Annotated in this window: 23 protein-coding genes; 5 read left to right on the top strand and 18 right to left on the bottom strand. The window is 27.2% G+C overall.

Annotation, left to right across the window (positions count from 1 at the left end; all coding sequences use genetic code 11):
* From HF862_RS06990 to coaE, 7 genes are all read right to left on the bottom strand, one after another.
* A partial coding sequence (locus HF862_RS06990; protein WP_240934802.1) for an SLC13 family permease occupies positions 1–686 on the bottom strand: 686 nt, incomplete at its 3' end.
* A 70-nt stretch (positions 687–756) separates the two neighbouring features.
* Positions 757–3,270 (bottom strand): DegV family EDD domain-containing protein, encoded by a 2,514-nt coding sequence (locus HF862_RS06985; protein ID WP_170187192.1) that lies wholly within the window; start codon positions 3,268–3,270, stop codon positions 757–759.
* A 22-nt stretch (positions 3,271–3,292) separates the two neighbouring features.
* Positions 3,293–3,838, bottom strand: a complete 546-nt coding sequence (locus HF862_RS06980; RefSeq protein WP_170187191.1) for a helix-turn-helix domain-containing protein — start codon at positions 3,836–3,838, stop codon at positions 3,293–3,295.
* A gap of 1 nt (position 3,839) precedes the next feature.
* Positions 3,840–5,045, bottom strand: coding sequence for a CinA family nicotinamide mononucleotide deamidase-related protein (locus tag HF862_RS06975; RefSeq protein WP_170187190.1), 1,206 nt, complete (start codon positions 5,043–5,045; stop codon positions 3,840–3,842).
* A gap of 19 nt (positions 5,046–5,064) precedes the next feature.
* A complete protein-coding gene (locus HF862_RS06970; protein WP_170187189.1) occupies positions 5,065–5,562 on the bottom strand; it encodes a phosphatidylglycerophosphatase A in 498 nt (165 codons plus the stop codon).
* Entirely contained in the window at positions 5,563–7,731 is a 2,169-nt protein-coding gene (locus HF862_RS06965; protein WP_170187188.1) for a U32 family peptidase, read from the bottom strand.
* An 11-nt stretch (positions 7,732–7,742) separates the two neighbouring features.
* Positions 7,743–8,336, bottom strand: a complete 594-nt coding sequence (coaE, locus tag HF862_RS06960) for a dephospho-CoA kinase (RefSeq protein WP_170187187.1) — start codon at positions 8,334–8,336, stop codon at positions 7,743–7,745.
* A gap of 114 nt (positions 8,337–8,450) precedes the next feature.
* Between coaE and HF862_RS06955 the strand changes: the two genes are divergently transcribed.
* Both HF862_RS06955 and HF862_RS06950 read left to right on the top strand, forming a co-directional pair.
* Entirely contained in the window at positions 8,451–9,251 is an 801-nt protein-coding gene (locus tag HF862_RS06955) for a hypothetical protein (RefSeq protein WP_170187186.1), read from the top strand.
* A 268-nt stretch (positions 9,252–9,519) separates the two neighbouring features.
* The gene (locus HF862_RS06950) at positions 9,520–10,116 is read left to right on the top strand and encodes a master DNA invertase Mpi family serine-type recombinase (protein WP_170187185.1); all 597 of its coding nucleotides are present in this window, start codon (positions 9,520–9,522) and stop codon (positions 10,114–10,116) included.
* A gap of 120 nt (positions 10,117–10,236) precedes the next feature.
* Here the strand turns inward: HF862_RS06950 and HF862_RS06945 are convergent, their stop codons facing one another.
* From HF862_RS06945 to HF862_RS06920, 6 genes are all read right to left on the bottom strand, one after another.
* A complete protein-coding gene (locus tag HF862_RS06945) occupies positions 10,237–11,109 on the bottom strand; it encodes a hypothetical protein (RefSeq protein WP_170187184.1) in 873 nt (290 codons plus the stop codon).
* 454 nt (positions 11,110–11,563) lie between these two features.
* Complete coding sequence (locus HF862_RS06940) at positions 11,564–12,280, bottom strand: ABC transporter ATP-binding protein (protein WP_170187183.1); 717 nt, start codon at positions 12,278–12,280, stop codon at positions 11,564–11,566.
* Positions 12,273–13,106, bottom strand: a complete 834-nt coding sequence (locus tag HF862_RS06935; RefSeq protein WP_170187182.1) for an ABC transporter ATP-binding protein — start codon at positions 13,104–13,106, stop codon at positions 12,273–12,275. The genes HF862_RS06940 and HF862_RS06935 overlap by 8 nt, the downstream gene beginning before the upstream one ends.
* Positions 13,106–14,239: a branched-chain amino acid ABC transporter permease gene (locus HF862_RS06930; protein ID WP_170187181.1), complete on the bottom strand. Its 1,134-nt coding sequence runs from the start codon at positions 14,237–14,239 to the stop codon at positions 13,106–13,108. The genes HF862_RS06935 and HF862_RS06930 overlap by 1 nt, the downstream gene beginning before the upstream one ends.
* Before the next feature lie 4 nt (positions 14,240–14,243).
* Positions 14,244–15,137: a branched-chain amino acid ABC transporter permease gene (locus tag HF862_RS06925; RefSeq protein WP_170187180.1), complete on the bottom strand. Its 894-nt coding sequence runs from the start codon at positions 15,135–15,137 to the stop codon at positions 14,244–14,246.
* A gap of 56 nt (positions 15,138–15,193) precedes the next feature.
* A complete protein-coding gene (locus HF862_RS06920; RefSeq protein ID WP_170187179.1) occupies positions 15,194–16,348 on the bottom strand; it encodes an ABC transporter substrate-binding protein in 1,155 nt (384 codons plus the stop codon).
* Between the two features lie 270 nt (positions 16,349–16,618).
* Between HF862_RS06920 and HF862_RS06915 the strand changes: the two genes are divergently transcribed.
* From HF862_RS06915 to asnA, 3 genes are all read left to right on the top strand, one after another.
* A complete protein-coding gene (locus HF862_RS06915; protein WP_170187178.1) occupies positions 16,619–17,545 on the top strand; it encodes a radical SAM protein in 927 nt (308 codons plus the stop codon).
* Between the two features lie 9 nt (positions 17,546–17,554).
* Positions 17,555–18,448: a pyridoxamine kinase gene (locus tag HF862_RS06910; protein ID WP_170187177.1), complete on the top strand. Its 894-nt coding sequence runs from the start codon at positions 17,555–17,557 to the stop codon at positions 18,446–18,448.
* Between the two features lie 635 nt (positions 18,449–19,083).
* Positions 19,084–20,079: an aspartate--ammonia ligase gene (asnA, locus tag HF862_RS06905; protein WP_170187176.1), complete on the top strand. Its 996-nt coding sequence runs from the start codon at positions 19,084–19,086 to the stop codon at positions 20,077–20,079.
* A 69-nt stretch (positions 20,080–20,148) separates the two neighbouring features.
* Here the strand turns inward: asnA and HF862_RS06900 are convergent, their stop codons facing one another.
* The 5 genes from HF862_RS06900 to HF862_RS06880 form a co-directional block, all read right to left on the bottom strand.
* Positions 20,149–21,633, bottom strand: a complete 1,485-nt coding sequence (locus tag HF862_RS06900; RefSeq protein ID WP_170187175.1) for a tripartite tricarboxylate transporter permease — start codon at positions 21,631–21,633, stop codon at positions 20,149–20,151.
* 16 nt (positions 21,634–21,649) lie between these two features.
* Complete coding sequence (locus tag HF862_RS06895; RefSeq protein WP_170187174.1) at positions 21,650–22,087, bottom strand: tripartite tricarboxylate transporter TctB family protein; 438 nt, start codon at positions 22,085–22,087, stop codon at positions 21,650–21,652.
* A 38-nt stretch (positions 22,088–22,125) separates the two neighbouring features.
* Positions 22,126–23,103, bottom strand: coding sequence for a tripartite tricarboxylate transporter substrate binding protein (locus HF862_RS06890; RefSeq protein ID WP_170187173.1), 978 nt, complete (start codon positions 23,101–23,103; stop codon positions 22,126–22,128).
* 37 nt (positions 23,104–23,140) lie between these two features.
* Positions 23,141–24,139: a uroporphyrinogen decarboxylase family protein gene (locus HF862_RS06885; RefSeq protein ID WP_170187172.1), complete on the bottom strand. Its 999-nt coding sequence runs from the start codon at positions 24,137–24,139 to the stop codon at positions 23,141–23,143.
* 213 nt (positions 24,140–24,352) lie between these two features.
* Positions 24,353–25,309 (bottom strand): LysR family transcriptional regulator, encoded by a 957-nt coding sequence (locus HF862_RS06880; protein WP_170187171.1) that lies wholly within the window; start codon positions 25,307–25,309, stop codon positions 24,353–24,355.

The raw sequence follows: 25,309 nt of genomic DNA, 5'->3' as shown, positions 1-25,309 counted from the left end.
ATTTCTGATTGTACTAATAATTTTCTATTTTTTATTGTTCTTGATAAGTCTAATTCCATTATTGTTGCTCTTAATTCCCTTGATACATGTAATTTTTTTCCTAAAAATATTTTTACTGTAACAAGAAGTACTATTACATTAATAACAATAATTGGTCCTAAATTAATAAGAAATTCATTAAAAGTAATTCCTCCTAAACTTCCAATAATTAAGTTAGGTGGGTCTCCAATCATTGTAGCTGTTCCTCCAATGTTAGACATAAAGATTTGCATTAACACAAATGGTTTTGGGTCTAATTTTAACCTATTAGCCAAGAAAATAGTTACAGGAACTATTAAAAGAATAGTAGTAACATTATCTAAAAAAGCTGAACAAGTAGCTGTTACAATGGATAGAAGAACTAAAATTTTAATAGGATCTCCTTTAACTACCTGAGCTAATTTTATAGCTATCCACTGGAAAACTCCTGTTTCAGACATAATTTCAACAATAATCATCATTCCAATTAAAAGAATTAAAATTTCTAGATTATAACCAACAACTTCTAATGCTTGTTCTTCATTTAGAATTCTGATAACAACCATTAGTCCACCACCAATAATAGACACTAAAGATTTTGGATATTTTTCTGTTATAATAAAATAGAAAGTAACCAAAAAGATTAGTATACCAATTAACATTAACATACTTTCTCCTCCAACCATCTATTATAATTTAAAATATAGAAAGGACTCTCGTCGAGTCCTTAAAATTTTATTATCTAATTTTATCCATTATTCCTATTCCATACACAGGCCCTGCATGTGAACCTATAACAGCTCCTATTTCTACTCTTCCTCTATAATCTACTTTTTTAAATCTTTCAGCTATAGTTTTTAAGTTATCAGCACTAGTTAAACAACTTTGATTTCCACCCCAAGCTGTATATAAAATAATTGAAGTTTTAGCTGATTTTATAACTTTTTCCATATGAAGAAGAGCTCCTTTTTCTCCAAGAACTTTAGCCTCTACAGAGACTTCTCCATTTTCAACTTTAAGAACTGGCTTAACCCTAAAAATTCCCCCTATAAGAGCTGAAGCTTTTCCTATTCTTCCTCCTCTTTGTAAGTAATCTAAATCTTTTACTACAAAGTATACTTTCATTAACTCCTTACTTTCTTCTATCCAGTCAGTAATTTCTTTTAGAGATTTTCTTTCCATAGCCATTTTAGAAGCCTCTATTGCTAAATGTCCTAAAGCAAATGTTACTGTTTTAGAATCTATAATAATTACATCTTCCTCTCTATTTAACATTCCTCTAGCTACTCTAGCAGCTTGTTGTGTTCCACTTAATTTTCCAGAAATATGAATTGATATAATTTTTTTATATCCTTTTGCAAATAATTTCTCATAAAGAGATTTGAATTCTGCTGGAGATGGTTGTGAAGTTTTTGGTAGCTGTCCACCTTCTACTATTTTTCTCCAAAATTCTTGTTTACTAATATCTACCCCATCTCTATAATAATTATCTCCATCTAATTTTACTTTTAAAGGAATTATTTCTAAATTAGGATAATCTCTTATCATTTCCTCTGATAAATCAGATGTAGAATCTGTTACAATTGCTATTTCTGGTAATTTAGGGTCTCTATTTTCTATATAAATATAATAACAATAATTTTCTTGTTTACAATTAATTTCCTCATATCTTATTCCTTGAGGAACATCTTTTAATTCTACTGTCATCTCTTCATCTACATTTTTCCCTAAAGACACTAATACATTTAAAGTGTTTTCAGTTAAATATTTAGATTTTAATGTTAAAATTAAACTTTGTAAACTTGAGTTAGTTTCTTTAATTTTTCCATTAACAATAGCTATATAATTTCCTTTAACTATTTCTAAATTATCTACTCTTGTATCTCTAACAGCTTTTGTAATTTCAATAGAAGTATTTACACTTAAATGTTCAATAACACTTTCTATTTTTAAATCTTTATTTTTTATTAAATAATGCCCTTCAAGCATAGATTTAGTTTCTAAAACTGTAACCTCTTTATTTGACCTTTCGGCAGCTATTTTGGCTGCTGATATTATATTTTTATTGTTTGGTAAAACAATTATTTTTTGAGCATCTAATTTTTTTATTCCCTCTTCAATATCAGCTACACTTGGATTATTTGTTTGTCCTCCTATAAGAACTCCAGCAGCTCCTATATTTAAAAATATTTCTCCCATTTCTTTAGTATCAACTATAGCAAAATATCCTATTGGTCTAGCATTTTCATTCCTAATTAATATATTTTGTTGTACTAAAGTATAATCTTCCTCTTTAAATAATTTATTATTATGATGTTGAATTTCCATATTCTCTATCTTCATATTAGATAAACTTCCTAAAGCACAAGCTATTTCTAATATGATTCCTGGATTATTTGTATGAATATGTGTTTTTGTCTTTTTAGAAGTTTGAGCACAAACAATAGAATCACCATATTGACTTATTTTATCTTTATATTCTTCTAAATTAAAACTTCCATTTTCTATTATAAATTCTGTACAATATTTAAACTTTATCTCTTCCATTTCTAAAGCTGTAGAATCTAACATCTCTCTTCTTTTAGATTGAGATTGAATGATTCTTTCTAAGTCTTCTAACATTTGAGGGTCTGTAATAGACTTTTCAAATCCTTCTAAAATATAAAAGATTCCTTTCCCTCCAGCATCGACTACTCCAGCCTCTTTTAATTTTGGTAAAAGTGTTGGGGTTTCTTCTACAGCTTCAGCTGAAACATTCTTTAGATAAACTAAGAATGGTATAAAATCATTCCTATCCCCCTCATAACTTTCAGCAGCTTCTGATACTCTTCTTATTACAGTTAAAATTGTTCCTTCTACTGGATTACTTACAGCTTTATAAGCTTTTTCTTTAGCTTGTCCAAAAGCCTTTATTACATCTTCTACTGTAGCTTCCTCTTTTTCTTGAATACCCATTAAAAATCCTTGAATAATTTGAGATAAAATTGTCCCTGAATTTCCTCTAGCTCCAAGTAAAATTGCTTCTGATACTATTTCACAAAGTTCTGCCATTTTTGGCTCATAATTTAGTTTTACAAGTTGGTTCTCTACAGATTGTAATGTCATAGACATATTTGTTCCTGTATCTCCATCTGGAACAGGATACACATTTAAATCATTTAATACATCTGCATGTCTTGACAACCATCTACTTGCTGCAATAAGAAGCTTTGTTAATCTCATTGCATTTAAAACTTCTATTTTTAACTCCATTTTTCCTCCAAATTTTTAAATATTAAAATGTAGGTGGACTAACTACCCAGATAGCTCTTGTTAATTTTTTTCCATTATTTTTAAATCTATGATTTAAAGTAGATTTAAAATAAAAACTATCTCCCTCATTTAGAGTAGTAACCTGATTTTCTATATAAATATCTAAACTTCCTTCTATTATATAAATAAACTCTTCTCCATGGTGGTTAAAGAAACCTCTTCCACTTTCTCCTCCAGGTTTTATTTCATATATAATTGGTTCCATATCTTTTTCTAACTTAGACGATGTTAAAAGTCCTATGGAAGTTTTTGAATCTATACTTTCCACATATTTTATATCTTCTTTTTTTACATGGAAAGTTTCTAATTTTTCCTCTTCTTCTATAAGATAACTTACTCTTACTTCTAAGTTATTAGCTATTTTTTTTAAGTTTTCTATTGACGGAGAAGCTTTACCTTGCTCTATTTGTGATAAAAAACTAGCTGACAATTCTACTTTTTTCGCCAATTCTCTTAGTGAAAAACCTTTTTCCGTTCTATGTTTTTTTATTTTTTCTCCTATAGTCATATTAAGCATTTCCTTTCAACATTTTATTTAGATAAAATAAACTTTGTAATGTTGCTCTTTCTCTAATTTTGTTTCTTGGTCCTACCAATATTCTTTTTTCTACCTTAAACTTATCCCTTACTTTAATTCCAAAATAAACTAAACCTACTGGTTTTTCTTTTGTTCCTCCTAAAGGTCCTGCTATTCCTGTAACAGAGATTCCTACATCTGTTTTTAATCCCTTAACCATTTCTAAAGCTGTTTCTTCACTTACAGCTCCATATTTTTTTAATGTTTCCTCTTTAACTCCTAATTTTTCCATTTTAGCTTCATTACTGTAAGTAACTAACCCTTCTTTAAATACTTCTGAAGCTCCTGAAACACTAACAATCTTTCCTGCAAGTAATCCCCCTGTACAAGATTCTGCAACAGAAAATGATAAATTTTTCTCTTTTAGTTTAGTGATAACTAAATTTTCTAATCTATCATTGCCTTCTCCAAAAATATTGTCACCTATTATATTATATATCTTTTCTGAAATTTTTTCTACTATGTTTTTATTGCTATTTTTTCCCTGTAATCTAATAATTATTCCAAAATCTTTTACTAAAAATTCGTAATCAATTCCCTCTTCTGTAAAAAGTTCACTTATTTGTTGGTCTATATAAGATTCTCCTAATCCATAAACTAATAAATCTTTTATATATATCTTATCTATAAGAAGTTTCTTTTCTTCTACATACCATTTTAAAAATCTAGGAAACATATCATATACTTCTGAAGGAACTCCAGGGAAAGATACTATATCATCTATATAAACAGCTGGACACATTCCAACTTGATTTTCTATTGATATAGCTCCCTCTGGTTTTTCTACTTGCTTTATATTATTTGGTGTATATTTTATTCTTCTTTCCTCAAATTTTTGTTTCATTACCTTAAAATCTTCTTCATCAACAATAATTCTTTTTCCTAAAAATTTTGCTACAGCATCTTTTGTTATATCATCAATAGTTGGACCTAAACCACCAGAAGTTATTATTAAATCACTATTTTTTCTAGCAAATTCTAAAGCTATCATAATATCTTCTATTGTATCTTTTGTTGTCAATTTATATTTTATTTCTATCCCATATTTATTAAGTTCTTCTGCCATAAATATACTATTAGTATCTACAGTTCCACCACTTAAAAGCTCTGTTCCCACAAGAATTATACTAGCCTTCATATCCTTATCTCCCTTTTATTTAAAATATAAATGTCCAAATACAAAGTAATATAAAGTTTCCTATAACTCCCGCTAAGAAGTCATCCATTGTAACTCCTATTCCATCTTTCAAATCCTGTACTTTATCTATTGGACCTATTTTTGTTATATCTAAAAATCTAAAAATAACAAAAGCCAAACCAATAGCTACTAAAAATTCTTTCACTCCCACAGGATTAACCAAAAATAGAGTTGTCATGTACCCTAAAACTTCATCTATTACAACTTGTTGTGGATCTTCTTTTTGAAATATAATTCTTTCACTGATATCTGATACATATACTGACAATGCAAAAAAAGTCATCAAAAACATAAAATAAAATGAATTATATAAAATTACATTTGGAAAAATATTTCTTAAAAAATTTATACCTATGTATAAAGGTATAGCTCCTAAAGTTCCAAAAGTTCCTGGAGCCTTAGGCATATCCCCTAGCCCAAACCAAGTGGCTAAGTTTCTAATAGTCATTGTTTTCATTTAATATACTCCTCTCTCATAATTATATGGACTATACACATTTTCTTTTTTATCTATATTTCTAATTAATTCTTCTATTTCCTCTTTAGTTTCGTCTAAAAGTTCTATAACAACTTCATCAATCCCAAGTTTTCCTAATCTTTTTACTTGACTTAATACATTTAATGGTTTATTAAAATATATTTCATTATTTCCTAAAGGATTGATTCTTGAAATAAATAAATCTTCCTGTTCGTTTTTAAATGTTTCTTTATCTTTTAATATATCTAACTCAATATACATCCCTTTTAATTTAGAGTAACCTAACATTGCTTTTCTTACAGGAACTTTCCCAATATTTTCAATCTCTTCATATTTCAATTCTGGAGAAATTATAACAGTTTTTACATTAGGAATTTTAGCAAATTCATTTAAAGAATAAATATTTCCAATATTTAAATTCCACCCAACAGTTATGTCTGTATTCGTATTTTTTAACACTTGATAAAGATTTGTAGCAAGTTTTTCATTTATATCGATAAAGTTTAAATTCCCCTCTTTAGCTACATCATAACCTCTATGATAAATTTTTTCTATTCCTAATTCTTTTATAATTTCCTCTTGCTCTTTTGTCGTAACCATAACTGAAATTTCTGGAGTTTTTATTTTGTCTTTTTCAATTTGAATCTTAAATATTTCTCTTTCTCCTAAATCTCTTCTATAGCTTAATACTAATTTTTCTTCTAACTCTTTTAATAAATTTCTTCTAAGTTCTTTTAAAACTGATATAGGTAGGAAAATATTATTATCTATATACACATTACATTTTGAAACTTTAAATCCTGTTTCTCCTGTTTCACAAAGTTTTTCTTCAATATTTTTAGAGTCAGCACTTTTTTTACTTGCTACTTCTATTATATTCTCTCCTATTATTTTGCTATAAACTTCTTTTCCTATATTATTTATTACTTTTCCTTTTAAGATAGGTTTCTCTCCTAATTTTCCTTCAAAAATTAGTTCAACATTCTCTTTTTTCTTTTCTTCTTTTAATCTAATATTAACTTCATCTATTATTTTTTTATCAAAATTTTTAAATACAAACTTAGACCCTTTAGGAGCATTTTTTAAAATTATTTTTTCTCCCTCTACTGCTTCTTTATATTTTTCTTTCTGATTTTTTTTCTCTATTCTATTAATGTATTCTCCACCTAATACTTCATAATCTTTTGAAAGATATGTTATTCCATCTCCTAATATTATTTTATCTTCTAACAATAACTCTTTTCCACTAATTATTCCAATAGGATTTCCTATTGTAGCTGAATAATCTTTATTCATAATATCTTTAGAAATAGTTTCTTTATAAAAATATCCCTTTGAATAACCTCTATTAAAAATCTTAGAAAGTTTTTCCTCTCTCTTTATATTATCTATCATATCTCTAAAATATGTTACTGCTTCGTTAACATATGTTTTTTCTTTCATTCTTCCTTCTATTTTTATACTATTTATTCCTATCTCTTTTAATTTTTGTATCTCCTCTAATCCCATAAGTTGGTCTTTAGGACTTAGCAAAAAATTACATTTACTATCTTTGGTATATAATTTTCTACAAGGTTGGGCACACATTCCTCTATTACCACTTCTTCCACCTATGAAACTACTCATATAACAATTTCCAGAATAAGATATACAAAGAGCTCCTGAAACAAAGACTTCTAATTCTATATCTGTTTTTTCTCTTATACTTTTTATCTCTTCAAAAGTCATCTCTCTTGGTAAAACTACTCTTTTAAATCCTAAGTTTTTTAAATATTCTGCTTCTACATGATTAGCTACTGTCATCTGAGTACTTCCGTGAATATCTATATCAGGAAAATTTTCTTTTATAAATCTAAAATATCCTAAATCTTGAACAATAATAGCATCTAATCCATATTCATATAAGGCTTTTAAATTTGTATATAAAAAATCTATCTCTACATTTTTCATCAATGTATTAAGAGTAAGAAATATTCTACTTCCTCTTTTATGGGCATAATCTATAGCTTCTTTATATTCATCTAAAGTAAAATTTTGGGCATTTCTTCTAGCTCCAAATCCTTTTATTCCCATATAGATTTCATCTGCTCCAGCATTAACTGCTGAATAAAATCTTTCTAAATTACCTGCTGGGGCTACTATTTTCATTTTTCCTCCAATTATTTTTCTATCTCTTTTAATAAATTATTATAAATTTCCATAACTTTTATTTCTAATTCTTCAATGGTTTTATTATTGTTTATAAGAATATCTGATTTTTCTTTTTTTTCTTCTAAACTCATTTGAGAATTTATTATTTTTTCAGCAAGCTCTTCTGTAATATTGTCTCTTAAAATTAATCTTTTAATTTGAATATCTTTGTCTATATAGACTAATATATTTTTATCACATAATTTATACATTCCAGTTTCAAACAGTAAAGGTATATCAAATATTATTATATCATGTTTATGAGAATTTAACTTAATTTTTTTAAATTCTTCTCTTATTTTTGGATGAAAAATTTCATTAAGAATATTTAATTTCTCTTTATTATTGAAAACTATATTTTTTAATTTTATTCTATCTAATTTATTTTCATTATCTAATATATCTTTTGAAATTTTCTCTTGAATTTCTTTTATTATATCTTTTCTTTCAGATAATTTTTTTGAAATTTTATCAGCATCTACTATTTTTACTCCAATTTTATTTAAAATATTACTAACAGTTGATTTTCCACTGGCTATTCCACCTGTAAGACCTATTATCATTTTTTCCTCCCATTATAATATCCTATCCCTTATTTTAATTGTTTTTTTATAATTTTTCAATAAAAAATATTAAAAAATGTTATTTTATTTTTTGAAAAATTATTATAAAAATTGTTGAAAATAAACCCACTTTTATTAGCAGCAGTTGGAATGGTATCAGCAGTAGCTTACGCAGCTCCTGAATTAAAAGTTACATCAGTGGGACAATATATCGAAATTGATAATGAGTATGGAAAAGATAAATATACAGTTCATTTTGCAAATGAAGTTGGATTAGCTTATGAAGATTGGACATTTGGATTATTAGCAAGAAAAGCTTGGGATGTAAATAAAGATGAAGATTCTGTTCATTCTTCTAACCATAGACTACAATTTGATGCTTGGAGAGCATTTGATGGATATAAATTAGGAATGAGATGGAGAGCTCAAAAAGATTTTGATAGATTATATTTAAGAGGAGCTTATTCTCAAGGAATGTTCTCTGGATGGGCAGATGTATGGTATCAATTTAATAATGTTAATGCTGATGATAACTATGAAATGGAAATTATGCCTATAGCTGTAACTTATGGACCATTTAAAATTGGATATTTCTTTAATAATAAAGACTTTTTAGGAGATTCAAACAATAGAGAAGAAACTGAACATCAAATTAGAGCATATGTAAATTATAAATTTGAAAATTTAGCTACTTATGCTGAGTTTAGATATTCTTTAGGAAGAGAAGAAAAATCTGTAGACGTTTATGATGCTGGAGATTATATGAAATTAGAAGTTGGAGCTTCTTATCCAGTAACTGAAAACTTAACAGTAAAAGGTTACTATGCTTATGAATATGGAGATAAAACTAAAGAAGCTGGAGAAGGTAAAAAACGTTATGGTGAAACTTGTTTAGGATGGACATATACATTCTAATCTTTCATAAGATAATTTTATAAAATGTTCTTGTAAAATAAAATTTAATAATAGGGAAAATATTAGAGAGACTTCGGTCTCTCTTTTTCTCGTATTGATTATATATCTATCACAAAAATAATAAAAAATTACTTCTATAAAAGTAACAATTATCCATTTCCAAACTAATGCTAATATTAGGTAATAACTTATATTTACATATATTTATATATTTTATTTTTTGTAAAAAAGTATTAAAATATATATTAACTATGTGAAAGGTGGGGAAATGGTATATGGATATATAAGAGTTAGTAGTGATAAACAGACTGTTGAAAATCAAAGATTTGAAATAATTAAGTTTTGTCAAAAAGAAAAACTAACTATTAATGGATGGATTGAAGAAACTATTAGTGGGACAAAAGATTATGACAAAAGAAAATTAGGAAAACTTTTAAAAAAAGTGACAAAAGGAGATTTGATAATTTGTTCTGAACTTTCTAGACTTGGAAGAAATCTTTTCATGATAATGGAGATTTTAAATATTTGTATGACTAAAGAGTGTAGAGTATGGACCATAAAGGATAATTATCGTTTGGGGGACGATATTCAAAGTAAGGTTCTAGCTTTCGCTTTTGGTTTATCAGCAGAAATAGAAAGAAATCTTATAAGTCAAAGAACAAAAGAAGCTTTAGCCAGAAAAAAAGCCGAAGGAATTAGATTAGGTCGTCCTTTGGGAAAGGCTAAAAAAGTTAAATTAACAGGAAAAGAAGAAATTATAAAAAAACTTTTAAAAGAAAAGATCTCTAAAAGTGAAATTTCTAGAAGATTAAAAGTAGATAGGGGAACATTATCTAAATTTATTAAAAATTATATTGAAAAATAACATAGTTAAAATAAAAAAGGTAACATGGGGAATGTTACCAGAATTATTTTAATTACTTTCACATAGAATTTAAGAAGAAAGAGAGGAAATTAATTTCCTCTCTTTTTATTAATTGGTTAATTAGAATTTATAAGACCATCCAATTACAAAATCTTGATAAGCATTTTCAGTATGGTCATTCTTATAATCTCCTGTCATTTCGAAATCTCTAAATTCCCAAGCATAAGAACCATAAACTGATAAGTTTTCAGTCATAGCATAATTTGCTTTTAAGTAAACTCTTAATCTTCCAAAATTATCATATTCTCTGTATCCTTTTGCAGGAGCTTTATCATGGTCTACATCATGTGCTAAAGTTAATCTAGCTTCTGTAGAAAGACTTAATTTTTCTCCTTGATATAAAGGAGCATATGCTCTTATTTGGTGTTCAGTTTCTTCGCTAACTGTTCCTGGAGTTACATCTCCTCCTATTGCTGTATAATATTGATAATAATATCCAACTTTTAATGCTCCATATTTAATTCCAATAGGGAATACTTCAGCTTTTAACCAGTCACTTCCAATTCCGTTATGAGCTTCATACCAAACATCACCTGCTGACCATAACATTCCATTTGACCAGTCCCATCTACCATAATATCTATCATAAGATTTAGTTCCTCTATATCTGAATCCTAATTTTAAATCATCAGTTACTTTATTCCATACATCTATTTGTAATCTATGGTCTGCACTTGATACCCCTTTATCTGATGTATCATGATCTTCAAAATTTACATCCCATTGTTTACCAGCTTGTAATCCAAATGTCCAATCTCCATAAGCTAATCCAACATTGTTAAATAACCATACATCATCTAAGTCTGTTCCATTATGATTAGAGTTTTCTATTTCTATTTCTTGTCCTACTGATGTAACTTTTAATTCAGGAGCTCCATAAGCTACTGCTGATACCATTCCAACTGCTGCTAATAAAAGTGCTAATTTTTTCATAATTAAATTTCCTCCTTAAATTATCATAATTTATTTTAAGATGTGTTATTTTTTCCATCTCTAACTCAATGATACATTATTTTTTATATTTTGTAAACCCTTTTTTTGTTTTTTTTTAAACTTTTTTTGTTTTTTTTAAGACAACCTTTTTATTTTATTTCTTTTTCTTGTTTAACAATATATAAAACAAAGTATTATAAAAATATAAATTTTTATAATACTCTTTATTTATTTTTTGAATTTTATTTCAAAATATATATTTTATATTTTTTAAATTAATAATATTTATTTTTTATATCTATATTTTCAGAAATTTTTTTTATATTTTTCACTTTTTTTTCATTTAAAGTATTATTTTTATTTTTTTCATACATTAAAATCTTAAAATATAAATTTGATAATTTTATTTCATTTTTGTCTTTAAAATATTTTAATTAAAAACTTTATATATTTTTTATTTTTTCTTTCCTAAATAAGCTTCTTTGATTTCTTCATTCTCTAATAACTCTTTTCCACTTCCTTTCATAACTATTTTCCCTGTGGCCATAACATAACCTATATCAGCCACTTTTAAAGCTTGATTAGCATTTTGTTCTATTAATAAAATAGTGACACCTTGTTTACTTATATCCTCTATTATTTTAAATACCTCTTGAACAACAATAGGAGCTAGCCCAAGAGATGGTTCATCCATCATTATTAACTTAGGCCTAAGCATTAAAGCTCTTCCTATAGCCAACATTTGTTGTTCTCCACCTGATAAAGTTCCAGCTTTTTGCCATGAACGTTCCTTTAATCTTGGAAATATTCCATATACCCATTCTAAATCTTCCGTTATAGAATCTTTTCTTAAATAAGCTCCTATTTTTAAATTTTCTTCAACAGTTAAGTTATCAAAAACTCTTCTTCCTTCTGGTACTAAAGTTATTCCCTCTCCAACTATTTCATCTGTAGTAAAATTATTTAATATTAAACCATCAAAAACTATTTTTCCTGTTTTAGGTTTTTCTAGTCCTACAATTGACCTAAGAGTAGAACTTTTTCCTGCTCCATTACTTCCTATTAAAGTTACAATTTTTCCCTCTGGTACAGAAAAACTTATATCCTTAACAGCTTCAATTCCACCATAAACAACACTTAAATTTGTCACTTTTAATAATTCGTTATTCATTTTCTACCCCCAAATACGCCTCTATTACTCTTTTATTATTTTGAATCTCTTTAGGAGTTCCTGAAGCTATCAATTTTCCAAAATCTAAAACATATATTCTATCAGATATTTCCATTACTAAATCCATATGATGTTCTATCATAAATACTGTTAGATTAAATTTATCTTTAATCTCTCTTATAAATTTTGTTAATTCATTTGTTTCTTGTGGATTCATTCCAGCTGCTGGTTCATCAAGTAATAAAAGTTCTGGTTCTGTAGCTAAAGCTCTAGCTATTTCTAAACGTCTTTGTTTTCCATAAGGTAATGAACTAGCTATTTCATCTTTTACACTTAATAATCCCACTATTTCTAAAAGTTTTAAAGCTTCTTCTCTATTTCTTTTCTCCTCTTTATAATTTAATCTAAAAATAGCTGATAATAAATTAGCTTTTGACCTCATATGTGTAGCTATCAATACATTTTCAAATACTGTTAAATTTTTAAAAAGTCTTATATTTTGAAATGTTCTAGCTATTCCCAATTTTGTTATTTTATCTGGAGTATACTCTATAGTTTTTGTATATTTTCCAAAATTCTCTCCTTTATAATTTTTTTTCATATTTCCTTTTGGAAAATTACTTATTATACATTTATCATTAAAAGAAATTTCTCCATTTGTAGGAGAATACACCCCAGTTATTACATTAAAAGCTGTTGTTTTTCCAGCCCCATTTGGACCTATTAAAGCTACTATCTCTCCTTTTTCTACGTTTAAGGATAAGTTGTTTACAGCCACTACACCTCCAAATTGCATTGTTATATCATTTAATCTTAGTACACTCATTACTTATCCCCTCCCTTATTTTTTAAGGGTTTTCTTACATAAACTCTCATCTTATCATATCTTTTTTGTTTTATAGAAATTTTTATTTTTAATAAGAAATTATAAATAGCATCCCATGAGAATTCTTTATTTCCCATAAGTCCTTTTCTAAAAAATAAAACTATTATCATCAATAATAATGAAAATATTACCATTCTAAGACCAGCTCTAAAAAATGGTATTGTTACTCCACCTATTATAAAAGGTTCATCAAATATACGTAACCATTCTAGTCCATAAGTCACTACAAATGAAGCTATTACTGAACCTGTTATACTTCCTATTCCACCAAAAACAATTATTAATAAGAAATTATATGTAAAAGTGAAATAAAATTGTTTTGGGTCTACTGTAGTAAGTAGAGCAGCATAAAGTCCTCCAGCTATAGCACTAAAAAAGGCACTAATGGCAAAAGATAAATTTTTATGTAAAGCTAAATTTATTCCCATTGATTCTGCTGCTATGTTATCTTCTCTTATAGCCTTAAAAGCTCTTCCATAACTTGAATTTATCAATAAAACCATCATTCCTATACAAATTACAGCTATTCCAAAAGGTATAAACATAGATTTCATTGGAGGTATTCTGTTTATTCCTAAAGCTCCATTTGTTATAGTTTGCATATTTGTTAGTACTATACGTATAATTTCAGAAAATCCTAAAGTTGCTATGGCCAAATAATCACTTTTTAATCTAAGAATAGGATATCCTATTAAAAAAGCCAAAATACCAGCTACTAATCCTCCAATTAGTAAAGCTACTACAAAAGGTAATCTCATTTCTACTAGCCAGGGTGCCATTGGTTTTATATAAAATATAGATTGGATATATTTTTCTGGAACTGTAAATACTGCTACACTAAAAGCTCCAATAGCCACAAATCCAGCTTGTCCTAATGAAAATAATCCTGTAAATCCATTTACTAAATTCATAGAAACACTTATTATGGCATAAATAGCTGATAAATTTAAAATTCTTCTTAAATAAGCATCTCCTATTATTCCTTTATCAAAAAGAAATAGTATAAAAATACTTAATATAACTAAAATTGTTGTACATATATTTTTTGTTTTATTTGATAGTTTCTTTTCCATAATATCACACCTTATCAGTTACTTTTTCACCTAATAATCCATTAGGTTTAACTATTAATATTATAATTAATAATATGAAAGCAAAAGCATCACGATACCCTGTCATACTAGGTATAAAAGCTACTAATAATGCCTCACCCAATCCTAAAGTTAATCCTCCTAATACAGCTCCTGGAATATTCCCTATTCCTCCAAAAACAGCTGCTATAAAACATTTTAATCCTGGCATCATTCCTACTAGAGGATATACACTTGGATATTTACTTCCCCATAATATAGAGCCTATTGCTGCCAAAAATGAACCTATTATAAAAGTTATACCTATTATCCAGTTTATTTTTATTCCCATTAATCTAGCTGCTTCATAATCTTTAGAAGCTGCTCTCATGGCCATTCCAACTTTTGTTTTATTAACTAATGTCATCAAACCAAATAATAAAATCATTGTCACTATTGGAGTTATTATTGTAACTATTTGAAAAGATACATTTCCAAAAGTTACTACCTTTGTTAACCAACTTATTTCTGGAAATCTTTTTGGTACTCCTGTAAACAAATATGTAGCAAGATTTTCTAAAAAATAAGAAGCACCTATAGCTGAAATCATTATTGACATTCTTGGAGCATTCCTAAGAGGTCTATAGGCTGTTCTTTCTAATACTATCCCTAATATTACTGTTAATGTTAATACTAAAGGAATAGCTATAAAAAATGGTAAACCAAAATTTATTACTGAAAATATCATAAAATAACCTGCCATCATAAAAATATCTCCATGGGCAAAATTTATAAGTAACAAAATTCCGTATACCATTGTGTAACCTATTGCTATCAAAGCATAAAGACTTCCTAATGAAATACCATTTATAATATGTTGTACAAATGTTGATAGGTCCATAATTTCCCTCCCTACTATCTAAGAAACCCCCCTCTCTTAAAAGAGGGGGGCTTATTTTATTTAACTACTACTGTGTCTATATATTGGAATTTTCCATCTTTTACTATTTTTATTACTGCCATATCTTTTTGGGCATCTCCATTTTCATCAAATGAGTAAACTCCTGTTACTCCTTCTACACCTTTCATATCTACTAAAGCTTTTCTTATAGAATCTCCATCTGTATTTCCGGCTTGTTTTATAGCATTTAATATTACTACATAAGCATCATATCCTAAAGAAGCCACAGCTGGTATTATTTCATCTGGTCCACCTAAATATTCTTTAAATCCTTTAACAAATTTTTTAGCTTCTTCTGTAGCTAATGTATTATGTTCATCAAAGAATGTAGAAATTACAACTCCCTCGGCTGATTCTCCAGCTACATCTATTATTGCTACATTTTCCCAAGTATCCCCAGCCATTATTTGAGCATCAATTCCTAAAGCTCTAGTTTGTTTTATAATCAATCCTGCAGAAGCTATAGATGAAGGAGCAAATATTACTTCAGCTCCTGAAGCTTTTACATTTGTTAATATTGAGTTAAAATCTTGTTCATTTGTTTGGAATTCTCCATGATAAACTATTTCTCCTCCTAATTTTGTAAAGGCTTCTTTAAAGAAATTTCCTAATCCTGTTGAATAATCATCTCCTATTTGAGTTATTATAGCTGCTTTTTTATTTCCCTTTTCAATTGCATATTGAGCCATAACTTTACCTTGGAATGGATCTAAGAAACAAGTACGAAAATAAAATTCATTTCCTTCTGTTACCATTGGATTTGTACAAGAAGCTCCCATAGCTGGAACTTTGGCATTTTTAAATATATCTCCTGCTGCTATTGAAACTCCAGAACCATAAGAACCTATCACAGCTACAACTTTTTCTTTTTCTACTAAACGAGTAGCTGCTACTGAAGCTTCAGCTTTATCTGATTTATTATCAACTATAACCAATTCCACTTTTTTCCCTAGAACTTCTGGATAAACTTTGTTTGCATATTTTATTCCATCAACTTCTTGAGAACCTCCTCCACCATTTTCTCCTGTAAGAGGTTCAAATACTCCTATTTTTATAACTTCTTCTTTAACTTCTTCTTTTCCTCCACAACCTGTCATAATTCCTGTTATGACTCCTAAAGCTAATAATAAAGCTAAAAATCTCTTTTTCATAAAATCACTTCCCCTCAAAACTTTGTTTTTAATTCAGATACATTTGTTTTCAAAATAAAGATTGATGATACTTTATCACTTTTCTTTAAGAATTTCAAGACTTTTTTTTATTTTTTTTAAATTGAATAAATATAGCACATTTTTTTATTACTTTTGTACTAAAATTAAAATATTATAAAAAAATAATTTTTATAAAAATTTATATTATAGATTTTTTAATAAGACTGTGATATAATTGAGCGAAATAATATATATTTAAAGGAGGAAAATATGGAAACTTTAAAATTTGTATATGGTCCTATTCCTTCTAGAAGACTGGGAAAATCTCTAGGAGTTAGTCCTATACCTCAAAAGACTTGTAATTATTCTTGTATCTACTGTCAGTTAGGTAGAACTAATAAAATGACCAATGAAAGACAAGAATTTTTTAAATTAGAAGATATTATTAACGAATTTAAAAATTATCTTAAAAACTCAGATATTTTTGATGTTGTAACTGTAGTTGGTGAAGGTGAACCAACTCTTTATTCTAAATTAGGAGAACTTGTTAGAGAATTAAAAAAACTAACTGATAAACCTGTTGCTGTTATTACCAATGGAGCTTTATTAAATGACAAAAAAGTTCAAGAAGATTTAATGGAAGCCGATATTGTTCTTCCTTCTATCAACGGATATAATGAAGAGATTTCAAAAAAAATAGACAGACCTTATGGAAAAATTAAATTTGACGAAACTCTTAAAGGAATTATTGAATTTTCACACTTATATAAAGGAGAACTTTGGCTAGAAATCATGCTACTTGATGGTATTAATGATAGTAAAGAATCTATTAAAGAGTATAAAAAATTATTAGAAAAAATTAAGTATACAAGACTTTATCTTAATACTTGTGTTAGACCACCTGCTGAACCAGATGTTAATATGATTACTAAGGAAAAAATGAAATATGCTGTTAATGAATTAGGTGGAATATCTATAGATATGTTAAGTTCTGGTTTTTTTTTTAGTGAAATTTTAGATGATTATGAATCTGTATTAAGTCTTTGTAAAAGACATCCAATGAATCAATTTGAACTAAAAAGCTTTTTAGAAAGTAGAAAAGTTAATAAAATTGATGAAATGATTGAAAGAATTGAAAAAGACCCTAAATTTAATGTAATTAATTATAGAGGTATAAAAACTTATAGAGTTAAATAGGAGATACTTATGGAAAAAATAGTAAAAAAAGTTGCTGCTATTCATGATTTATCTGGTTTTGGAAGAGCTTCTCTTACAAATATTATCCCTATTCTATCAACTATGGGAATACAAGTTTGTCCTCTTCCAACTGCTATTTTGTCTACACATACAGGAGGATTTACAGATTTTAGTTTTATAGATTTAACTGATAATATGGAAAAAATGATGGAGCACTGGTCTAAATTAAATCTTGAATTTGATTGTATTTATTCTGGTTTCTTAGGTTCCCACAAACAAATAGATATAGTTTCTAAATTTATAGACCGTTTTGGTCACAAAAATAATCTTACTGTTATTGACCCTGTACTTGGTGATAGTGGAAAACTATACAGTACTATGGGAATTGAAATGGTTGAAGAAATGAAAAAACTAATTACCAAAGCTGATATAATTACACCTAATTTTACAGAAGTTTGTCTTTTATTAAATAAGGAATATGTAGAAAATATCGATGAAGAAACAGTAAAAGATTATTTGATTCAATTATCAAATGTAGGACCTAAAATAGTTATTGCTACTAGTGTCCCTGAAAGTGAAACTATAGTTAATGAAAAATATTCTAATGTTATTGCTTATGATAGAGAAAATGATGTTTTTTGGAAAATAAGATGTAAATATATCCCTGCTTCTTATCCTGGAACAGGAGATTGTTATACTAGTGTTGTTATTGGTAGTCTTTTACAAGGTGATAGTTTACCAATAGCCATTGATAGAGGTACACAATTCATAACTCAATGTATAAGAGCTAGTTATGGATTTAAATATCAACCTCGAGAAGGAATTTTACTTGAAAGAATGTTGGGTATTTTAAATATGCCTGTAATCTCAAATGGATATGAAATTTTAAATAGAAAAAAATAGAAAATGAGGCTGTTGTAAATTGTAATAATAATTTTACAACAGCCTCATTTTTATTTAGATTCAAAATTCTCTATAAAATTTTTCCAAAAAATAGAAAAAGCCGTACTCCGTCACTAGCCAGCTTTTTCTACAATTTTTTAAAAGTTTAGGGTAGGAACCGATTTATTTTAGGAGAGATAAATCGGATAACTTTGAAACTTATCACCATCGTTTCAAAGAAGAAATATTTCTTTCTTGATATTATAATACCATAAAAAATTTAGTTTGTCAAACTATTTTTTAAAAAAATTATATTTTTTTTAAAATATATTTTAATATCAATGATTCTTGCTTCCAATATTTAAAAAAATAAAAAAAATATTGACTTTTATTGCAAAAAGGTGTATTCTAATCACATACAAAATTGATTTAGAGGAGATTTTATGAAATTACATTCTATTGTTTTGAATGATAAAATAAATAATAGCAATAATAATATGTCGGGATTTGGACTTAAGTAATATTTACTTCAGGTACAAATCCATTTTCCATTTAAAATGATTTGTACCCGATTTTCTTAAGATACAAGCCATTCGGGTATAAACGAATGGCTTTTTTTAATAGTTAAAAAATAAATTTTTAAAGGAGTGATATATATGATACAAAACTATGATTGCAAACTAGATTTATATGAAACAGAAGTAGCTATAAAAAAAGTAAAAGATTACTTTGAAAGAACTTTAGCATATGAATTAAACTTAACAAGGGTTTCAGCACCACTTTATGTTAGAAGGTCATCTGGAATGAATGATGACTTAAATGGTGTAGAAAGACCTGTTATTTTCGATACTAAATGGGATAAAAGTGAAGAATTTCAAGTTATTCATTCTCTTGCTAAATGGAAAAGAATGGCTTTAAAAAGATATAATTTTCCTGTTCATACTGGACTTTACACAGATATGAATGCTATTAGAAGAGATGAAGATTTAGATAATATCCATTCTATGTATGTTGACCAATGGGACTGGGAATTAATTATAAAAAAAGAAGAAAGAACTATGGATACATTAAAAACTATAGTTAAAGATATTTACAAAGCTTTAAGAAAAACTGAAGAATATTTAATTAGAGAATATCCTATATTTTCAAAAAAATTACCTCAAGATATTTTCTTTGTAACTTCTCAAGAATTAGAAGATATGTATCCTAATCTTACTCCAAAAGAAAGAGAAGATGCTATCACTAAAGAACATAGAGCTGTTTTTATATCTCAAATTGGTAAAATTTTAAAATCAGGTAAAAAACATGATGGAAGAGCTCCAGATTATGATGACTGGGATTTAAATGGAGATATTCTTATTTGGAACCCTGTCCTTGAACATGCTCTTGAAATTTCTTCTATGGGAATAAGAGTAAGTGAAGAAAGTTTAGAATCTCAATTAAAAATTTCTGGTCACGAAGAGAGAAAAGAATTAACATTCCATAAAGCTCTTCTTAATAAAGAACTTCCTTATACTGTTGGTGGAGGAATTGGGCAATCAAGAATATGTATGCTTTTCCTTGAAAAATTACATATTGGTGAGGTTCAAGCTTCTGTTTGGCCTGATGAAATGATAGAAGATTTTGCAAAACTTGGAGCTCATTTCTTATAAAAACAAAAAAGGTTTATAAATCATAAGATTTATAAACCTTTTTTATTTATATAATCGTTACTTTGGGTATTATTTCTGCTTTTTCAATTTAGCTTCTCTTAAATATGGATAAACTAAGAATCCTATAATAGAAATTACTAATAATATTGAAATAGGACTTCCTACAAATACTCCATAATCCCCTTTACTAATTAAAAGAGCTCTTCTAAATTCTTGTTCTGTTATAGGTCCTAAAACTAATCCAAGAACAAATGGTGCTTGGAAGAAATTTAGTTCAGACATTGCTAACCCTAAAAGTCCAAAGAAAAACATAACATAAATATTGAAACTATTATTACTAATTGAAAATGCTCCAATTACACAAAGTGCCATTATAATAGGTGCTATAACATTAGTTGGCATAACTGATATCTTGGCAAATACTTTTGCTCCTGATAATCCTACTATTGTCATTAAAACTGTTGCAAAGAATAATCCTATAAATAAGGCATAAGCTATATCTCCATGTTTTGTAAATAATTGTGGTCCTGGTTGTAAGCCATGAATTATTAAGCCTCCTAAAAATACAGCTGATACAGTATTTCCTGGTATCCCTAAAGTTAATAATGGTACTAACGATCCTCCAACAACACCATTATTTGCACATTCAGAAGCTGCCAATCCATCTATACTTCCTTCACCATAAAGTTCTGGAGTTTTTGAAGTAGATTTTGAAGCATTGTAAGCTAAAGCAGAAGCAATACTTACTCCAGCTCCTGGTAAAATACCAACTATTGTTCCAATTATTCCTGATCTAATAAAATTAAAAGAATTTCTTAAAATATCTTTTATTCCTACTAAATTAAGTTTTGTTGAACCATCATAGTCATATTGAATTGTACTTCTTTTTTGAGCAGCTAATTTAAAAACTTGAGATGTTGAATAAACTCCAATAACAGTAGCTACAGTATTCACTCCTCCAAATAAAGAAAGTATATCGTATGTATATCTATATTCTCCTGTTATTCCATCTATTCCTATAACAGATATTAACATTCCAAATAACCCTACCATTAAACCTTTCACTAATGAATCCTTAGATAAACTTACTATTATTGTTAATCCTAAAATAGAAAGTAAAAACATTTCAGCAGCTCCAAACTTTATAACAAGTTTTGATAAAGGTGGTGATATAAACATTAAGGCAAAAACAGATATAATTCCTCCTATTCCCGAAGCAATTGTGGCCATTGATAAAGCTTCCCCACCTTTTCCTTGTTTTGTTAACTCAAAACCATCAAGAGCTGTTATTACTGCTGAAGGAGTCCCGGGAGTATTAATTAAAATAGCTGATATTGACCCACCATAAGTTGAAGCCATATATATTGCTCCTAAAAATACTAACCCTGTTGAAGGTTTCATCATATAAGTAACAGGTATAAAAAGAGCAACTCCCATTGTAGAAGATAATCCTGGTAAAGCTCCTATAATAATTCCTAAAACAACTCCTAAAAATGAAATAAAAATAGCTGAAAAATTGAATACCAAAGGTATCGCATTAAAAAAATGTTCCATTTATCGTAATACCTCCTTATATACCTAATATTCCAGTAGGAATAGGAACATCAAGTAATGTAACAAAACATAGATAAATAACTGTCACACTTATTACAGATGATAACAATATAATCTTGTTATTCTTTATTCCTAAGTATCTCATGGTTACTGGTAAATAAATCAATGTTGTAATAACATAACCTAAAAAATTAACAATTATAACATATAATGTAGAAAGAACAATAATACCAATTAATTTATTAGGTAACATATCATCTTTTTTCTTCTTTTTATTATCAATTCCTCTATATATTTCTAGAGCATAAAGAGTATTAAGAAAAATTAATATTCCTGATATTAATCTTGGAAATAATCCAGCATCTTTTACTAAAGAAAAAGATTGAATGAAAAAAGAAAAAGTAACAATATATATTATAATTACTGCTATATATTTTTTTTGAAATTTTTCCATCTGTCTCTCCTTATTTTATTTATGAAGAATGGTAAATTTTACCATTCTCCTTTTTTGAATTCTTCTCTTAAATTTGCATCTATTCCTAAAATAATATTTGTAAATTCTTCAGAACCCATATAATCTAATGGTAAGTTTTGAGTTTTTGCTTTAGCTATAAACTCTGGATCTTGTAATGCTTTTTTTATTGAATCTTCTATTTTTGCTATATATTCATCTGGCATTCCAGCAGGAGCAGCTACTCCTCTATATGCTTCATTATAAACTTCTAATCCTTGTTCAGCTAATGTTGAAACTTCGGGGAATGCTTCAACTCTATCTCTTGAAGAGACAGCAATAAGTTTTAAAGAACCATCTACTGTATAAGTAATGGCTTCTGATACATTCATTACTACTGAATCAACATGACCACCTAATAAAGCTACAACTGAAGGTGCTGAACCATCATATGGTATTTTATCAAGATTTATTTTTTTAATTTCCTCTATTTGTCTTAACATTAAAGACTCTGATGTTCCTGGTCCAGAATATCCTATAGAAATATTTTTTGTTTTTGCCATATCATATAAATCATTTATGGAATTAATAGGGCTATTGGCTCTAACCACAAAACAAGCAGGATCTGTAACCATATTTGCAATTATTTTAAAACTATCCATAGAATATTTACACCCTGGTCTTTGAACTGGATGAGAGTTAAAAGTTGGAGGATTAATAAATCCTATTGTATAACCATCAGTAGGAGCTTTTGATAATTCAGTCCAAGCTATTTCACCAGAAGCACCTGGTCTATTAACTATTGCAAACTTTTGTCCAAAATATTTTCCAGCATATTGAAATACAAGTCTTGCACAAGCATCTGTTCCTCCACCAGCTGAGAATCCGACTATAACTTCTACTGGTTTTTTAGGATATTTAGGATCAATTTTTACTTCCTTTCCTTGAGAACAACCGATTAATCCAAATATTGTAAAAATAGATAAAAATAATGCCAAAATTCTTTTTTTAATTTTCATAAAAACCTCCCTAAGTATATTTTATTATATTTATTATTTAACTAAGATTATTTTCTATCTCATCTTTAGTTATTTTTACAAATTTTAACATTTCTTCATTTAAAGGATATCTAATAACACAACCAGGAGTTAAAATATGATTTTTTCTATTTAATATTTTAATAGATTTATAAATCTGATTACGAACCTCATTTTTATTACAATTTGTAATATCCATTCTTTTTATTCCACCCATTAAACATTTATGAGTTAAATCTTTAGCTTCTTCTACTTCTGGTAAAGTTTCCCAAGCATGCCAATTAAAAACTTGTACTGGATAATCTTTTAATATGTCAAACATTATATTATTACCATGAGCATGAACTATATTAAACCATCCTTTTGAAGCAGCTTCTAATACTTTTAAATCATATGGTTTTCCATATTCAAGGTACTCCTTCTCTGTCATCTCATCAAATGTAGTTAATTGAGATGCAAAAAATATTCCAGAAGCTCCCATATCGATAGCTTTTTTTACTAATTCACAGGTTGTTTTTGTTATCTCTTCTAAAGCTTTATGAATAAGTCCTCCTTTTCCTTCCTCTATATGTTTTCTTATCATTTTAGAAGATAATTTTTCTGCAGTAGTTAATGGACTAAAAGCAGTAAATACAACAGGAACATTTTCATTTTTTAACATATCAAGAAGTAATTCTAAAGAATAAAGCTCCCTTGCTAGAGATCCTTCTGTTATTTTAACAGCTTTTATATTTTCCCAATCATCTCCACAAGATATTGGAGTGTCTATAATTTTAGCTACTCCTCCTAATGGAACTTGTGAATAATCAACTTTACAACCAAAATCTTCAATAGAATACATTCCATTATTCATAGTTTTTACAAAATCTATATCATATTTTTTATAAAAATTATATGTTTCTTTTGCTAGTCTTACTGGATCTAAGTCAATTCCAGGAAGATGACTCCAGAAAGCATAAGGAAGTTTATCTACTTTCTCACCTGAAATAGCTGCTTTAATTCTCTCTATTTTATTCATTTTTTCCTCCATATTATAGATTAATAATAACTATAATAATAAAGTTTCTGCAGAAATATTAATATTATATAATTTTAATAAACTTTATAATCTATTTTATGACAAAAAAATAAATAAATCCAACACTTTTATTTTTAAACATACTACAACCTTTTAGTTGTTAATAAAAAAAGCTACTAGCTTCTCTGATTTATTTTGCTAATAGCTCTATTTTTAATCTAAATTATATTCTTTTCCTAATTCTTTTGCTATTCTTATAAATTCTTTTCCATTAAATGATAATTTCTTTTTCTTTAGATAACTTAATGATATAGTAAAATTATTTTCAGGTATTTGAATTGAAAAATAATAATTTTTCTTTTCAAATTCTAACCTATTTTTTTCTCTTAATGGAGTTGTAATAAATATTTTAGGAATAATAATTATACCTAGTCCTTCTTCACATAAAGACAACATTGTCTCTATATTTGAAATATTTATATAAACATTTGGTTTTAGTTTTTGTTCTTTAAAAATATCATCAAAAACTTTCCCAGCATAAGTCTTTGAATCCATTTTTATAAAAGGACAATCTTTTAATAAATTAAAATTTAAACTTTTTTGAAATTCTTGCATAATAACTTCTTCTTTATTAGGAAAATATTTTTCAAGTATCTTTTTAGGAACTACTATAAAAAATTCTTCCTTACAAAAAAATATACTAGTTATAGCTGTTATATCACTTGGAGTAAATCCAATTATAATATCAACTTTTCCTTTATACAATGCTTCTTCCAACTTTTTTGAAGAACTTTCTTGATAAATATTTATCTTAGTAAAAGGATATTCTTCTTGAAATTTTTTTATTATAAAAGGTAATATTAAAGAACCCCGTGAAATTGTTGCTCCTATCGTTATTTCATCTATTATATTATTTTTTATATTATCCATTTCTGTTTCTAAAATACTTTTTGTTTCAAATATCTCTTTTGCCCTAATATATAAACACTTTCCTGCAGGAGTTAATGTTATTGGATTATTTCTATCAAATAACTTTATATTAAAATATTTCTCTAATTTTGCTATATGAACACTTAAAGATTGTTGTGAAATATATAATTTATTTGCTGCTTTAGTAAAATTTAACTCTTCAGCTAATAAAAGAAAATATTCTAAATTTGTAAAATTCAT

It is taken from the genome of Fusobacterium sp. FSA-380-WT-3A (genome assembly GCF_012843705.1).
Classification (GTDB): Bacteria; Fusobacteriota; Fusobacteriia; order Fusobacteriales; family Fusobacteriaceae; genus Fusobacterium_B.
The sequence above is the reverse complement of the archived record's forward strand: the minus strand, read 5'-3'. Positions and strand labels throughout refer to the sequence as shown.

Excerpts from the sequence above, each read along its gene's own strand:
- HF862_RS06985 (WP_170187192.1), bottom strand. The coding sequence starts at position 3,270 with ATGGAGTTAAAAATAGAAGTTTTAAATGCAATGAGATTAACAAAGCTT.
- HF862_RS06980 (WP_170187191.1), bottom strand. The coding sequence starts at position 3,838 with ATGACTATAGGAGAAAAAATAAAAAAACATAGAACGGAAAAAGGTTTT.
- HF862_RS06975 (WP_170187190.1), bottom strand. The coding sequence starts at position 5,045 with ATGAAGGCTAGTATAATTCTTGTGGGAACAGAGCTTTTAAGTGGTGGA.
- HF862_RS06970 (WP_170187189.1), bottom strand. The coding sequence starts at position 5,562 with ATGAAAACAATGACTATTAGAAACTTAGCCACTTGGTTTGGGCTAGGG.
- HF862_RS06965 (WP_170187188.1), bottom strand. The coding sequence starts at position 7,731 with ATGAAAATAGTAGCCCCAGCAGGTAATTTAGAAAGATTTTATTCAGCA.
- coaE (WP_170187187.1), bottom strand. The coding sequence starts at position 8,336 with ATGATAATAGGTCTTACAGGTGGAATAGCCAGTGGAAAATCAACTGTT.
- HF862_RS06950 (WP_170187185.1), top strand. The coding sequence starts at position 9,520 with ATGGTATATGGATATATAAGAGTTAGTAGTGATAAACAGACTGTTGAA.
- HF862_RS06945 (WP_170187184.1), bottom strand. The coding sequence starts at position 11,109 with ATGAAAAAATTAGCACTTTTATTAGCAGCAGTTGGAATGGTATCAGCA.
- HF862_RS06940 (WP_170187183.1), bottom strand. The coding sequence starts at position 12,280 with ATGAATAACGAATTATTAAAAGTGACAAATTTAAGTGTTGTTTATGGT.
- HF862_RS06935 (WP_170187182.1), bottom strand. The coding sequence starts at position 13,106 with ATGAGTGTACTAAGATTAAATGATATAACAATGCAATTTGGAGGTGTA.
- HF862_RS06930 (WP_170187181.1), bottom strand. The coding sequence starts at position 14,239 with ATGGAAAAGAAACTATCAAATAAAACAAAAAATATATGTACAACAATT.
- HF862_RS06925 (WP_170187180.1), bottom strand. The coding sequence starts at position 15,137 with ATGGACCTATCAACATTTGTACAACATATTATAAATGGTATTTCATTA.
- HF862_RS06920 (WP_170187179.1), bottom strand. The coding sequence starts at position 16,348 with ATGAAAAAGAGATTTTTAGCTTTATTATTAGCTTTAGGAGTCATAACA.
- HF862_RS06915 (WP_170187178.1), top strand. The coding sequence starts at position 16,619 with ATGGAAACTTTAAAATTTGTATATGGTCCTATTCCTTCTAGAAGACTG.
- HF862_RS06910 (WP_170187177.1), top strand. The coding sequence starts at position 17,555 with ATGGAAAAAATAGTAAAAAAAGTTGCTGCTATTCATGATTTATCTGGT.
- asnA (WP_170187176.1), top strand. The coding sequence starts at position 19,084 with ATGATACAAAACTATGATTGCAAACTAGATTTATATGAAACAGAAGTA.
- HF862_RS06900 (WP_170187175.1), bottom strand. The coding sequence starts at position 21,633 with ATGGAACATTTTTTTAATGCGATACCTTTGGTATTCAATTTTTCAGCT.
- HF862_RS06895 (WP_170187174.1), bottom strand. The coding sequence starts at position 22,087 with ATGGAAAAATTTCAAAAAAAATATATAGCAGTAATTATAATATATATT.
- HF862_RS06890 (WP_170187173.1), bottom strand. The coding sequence starts at position 23,103 with ATGAAAATTAAAAAAAGAATTTTGGCATTATTTTTATCTATTTTTACA.
- HF862_RS06885 (WP_170187172.1), bottom strand. The coding sequence starts at position 24,139 with ATGAATAAAATAGAGAGAATTAAAGCAGCTATTTCAGGTGAGAAAGTA.
- HF862_RS06880 (WP_170187171.1), bottom strand. The coding sequence starts at position 25,309 with ATGAATTTTACAAATTTAGAATATTTTCTTTTATTAGCTGAAGAGTTA.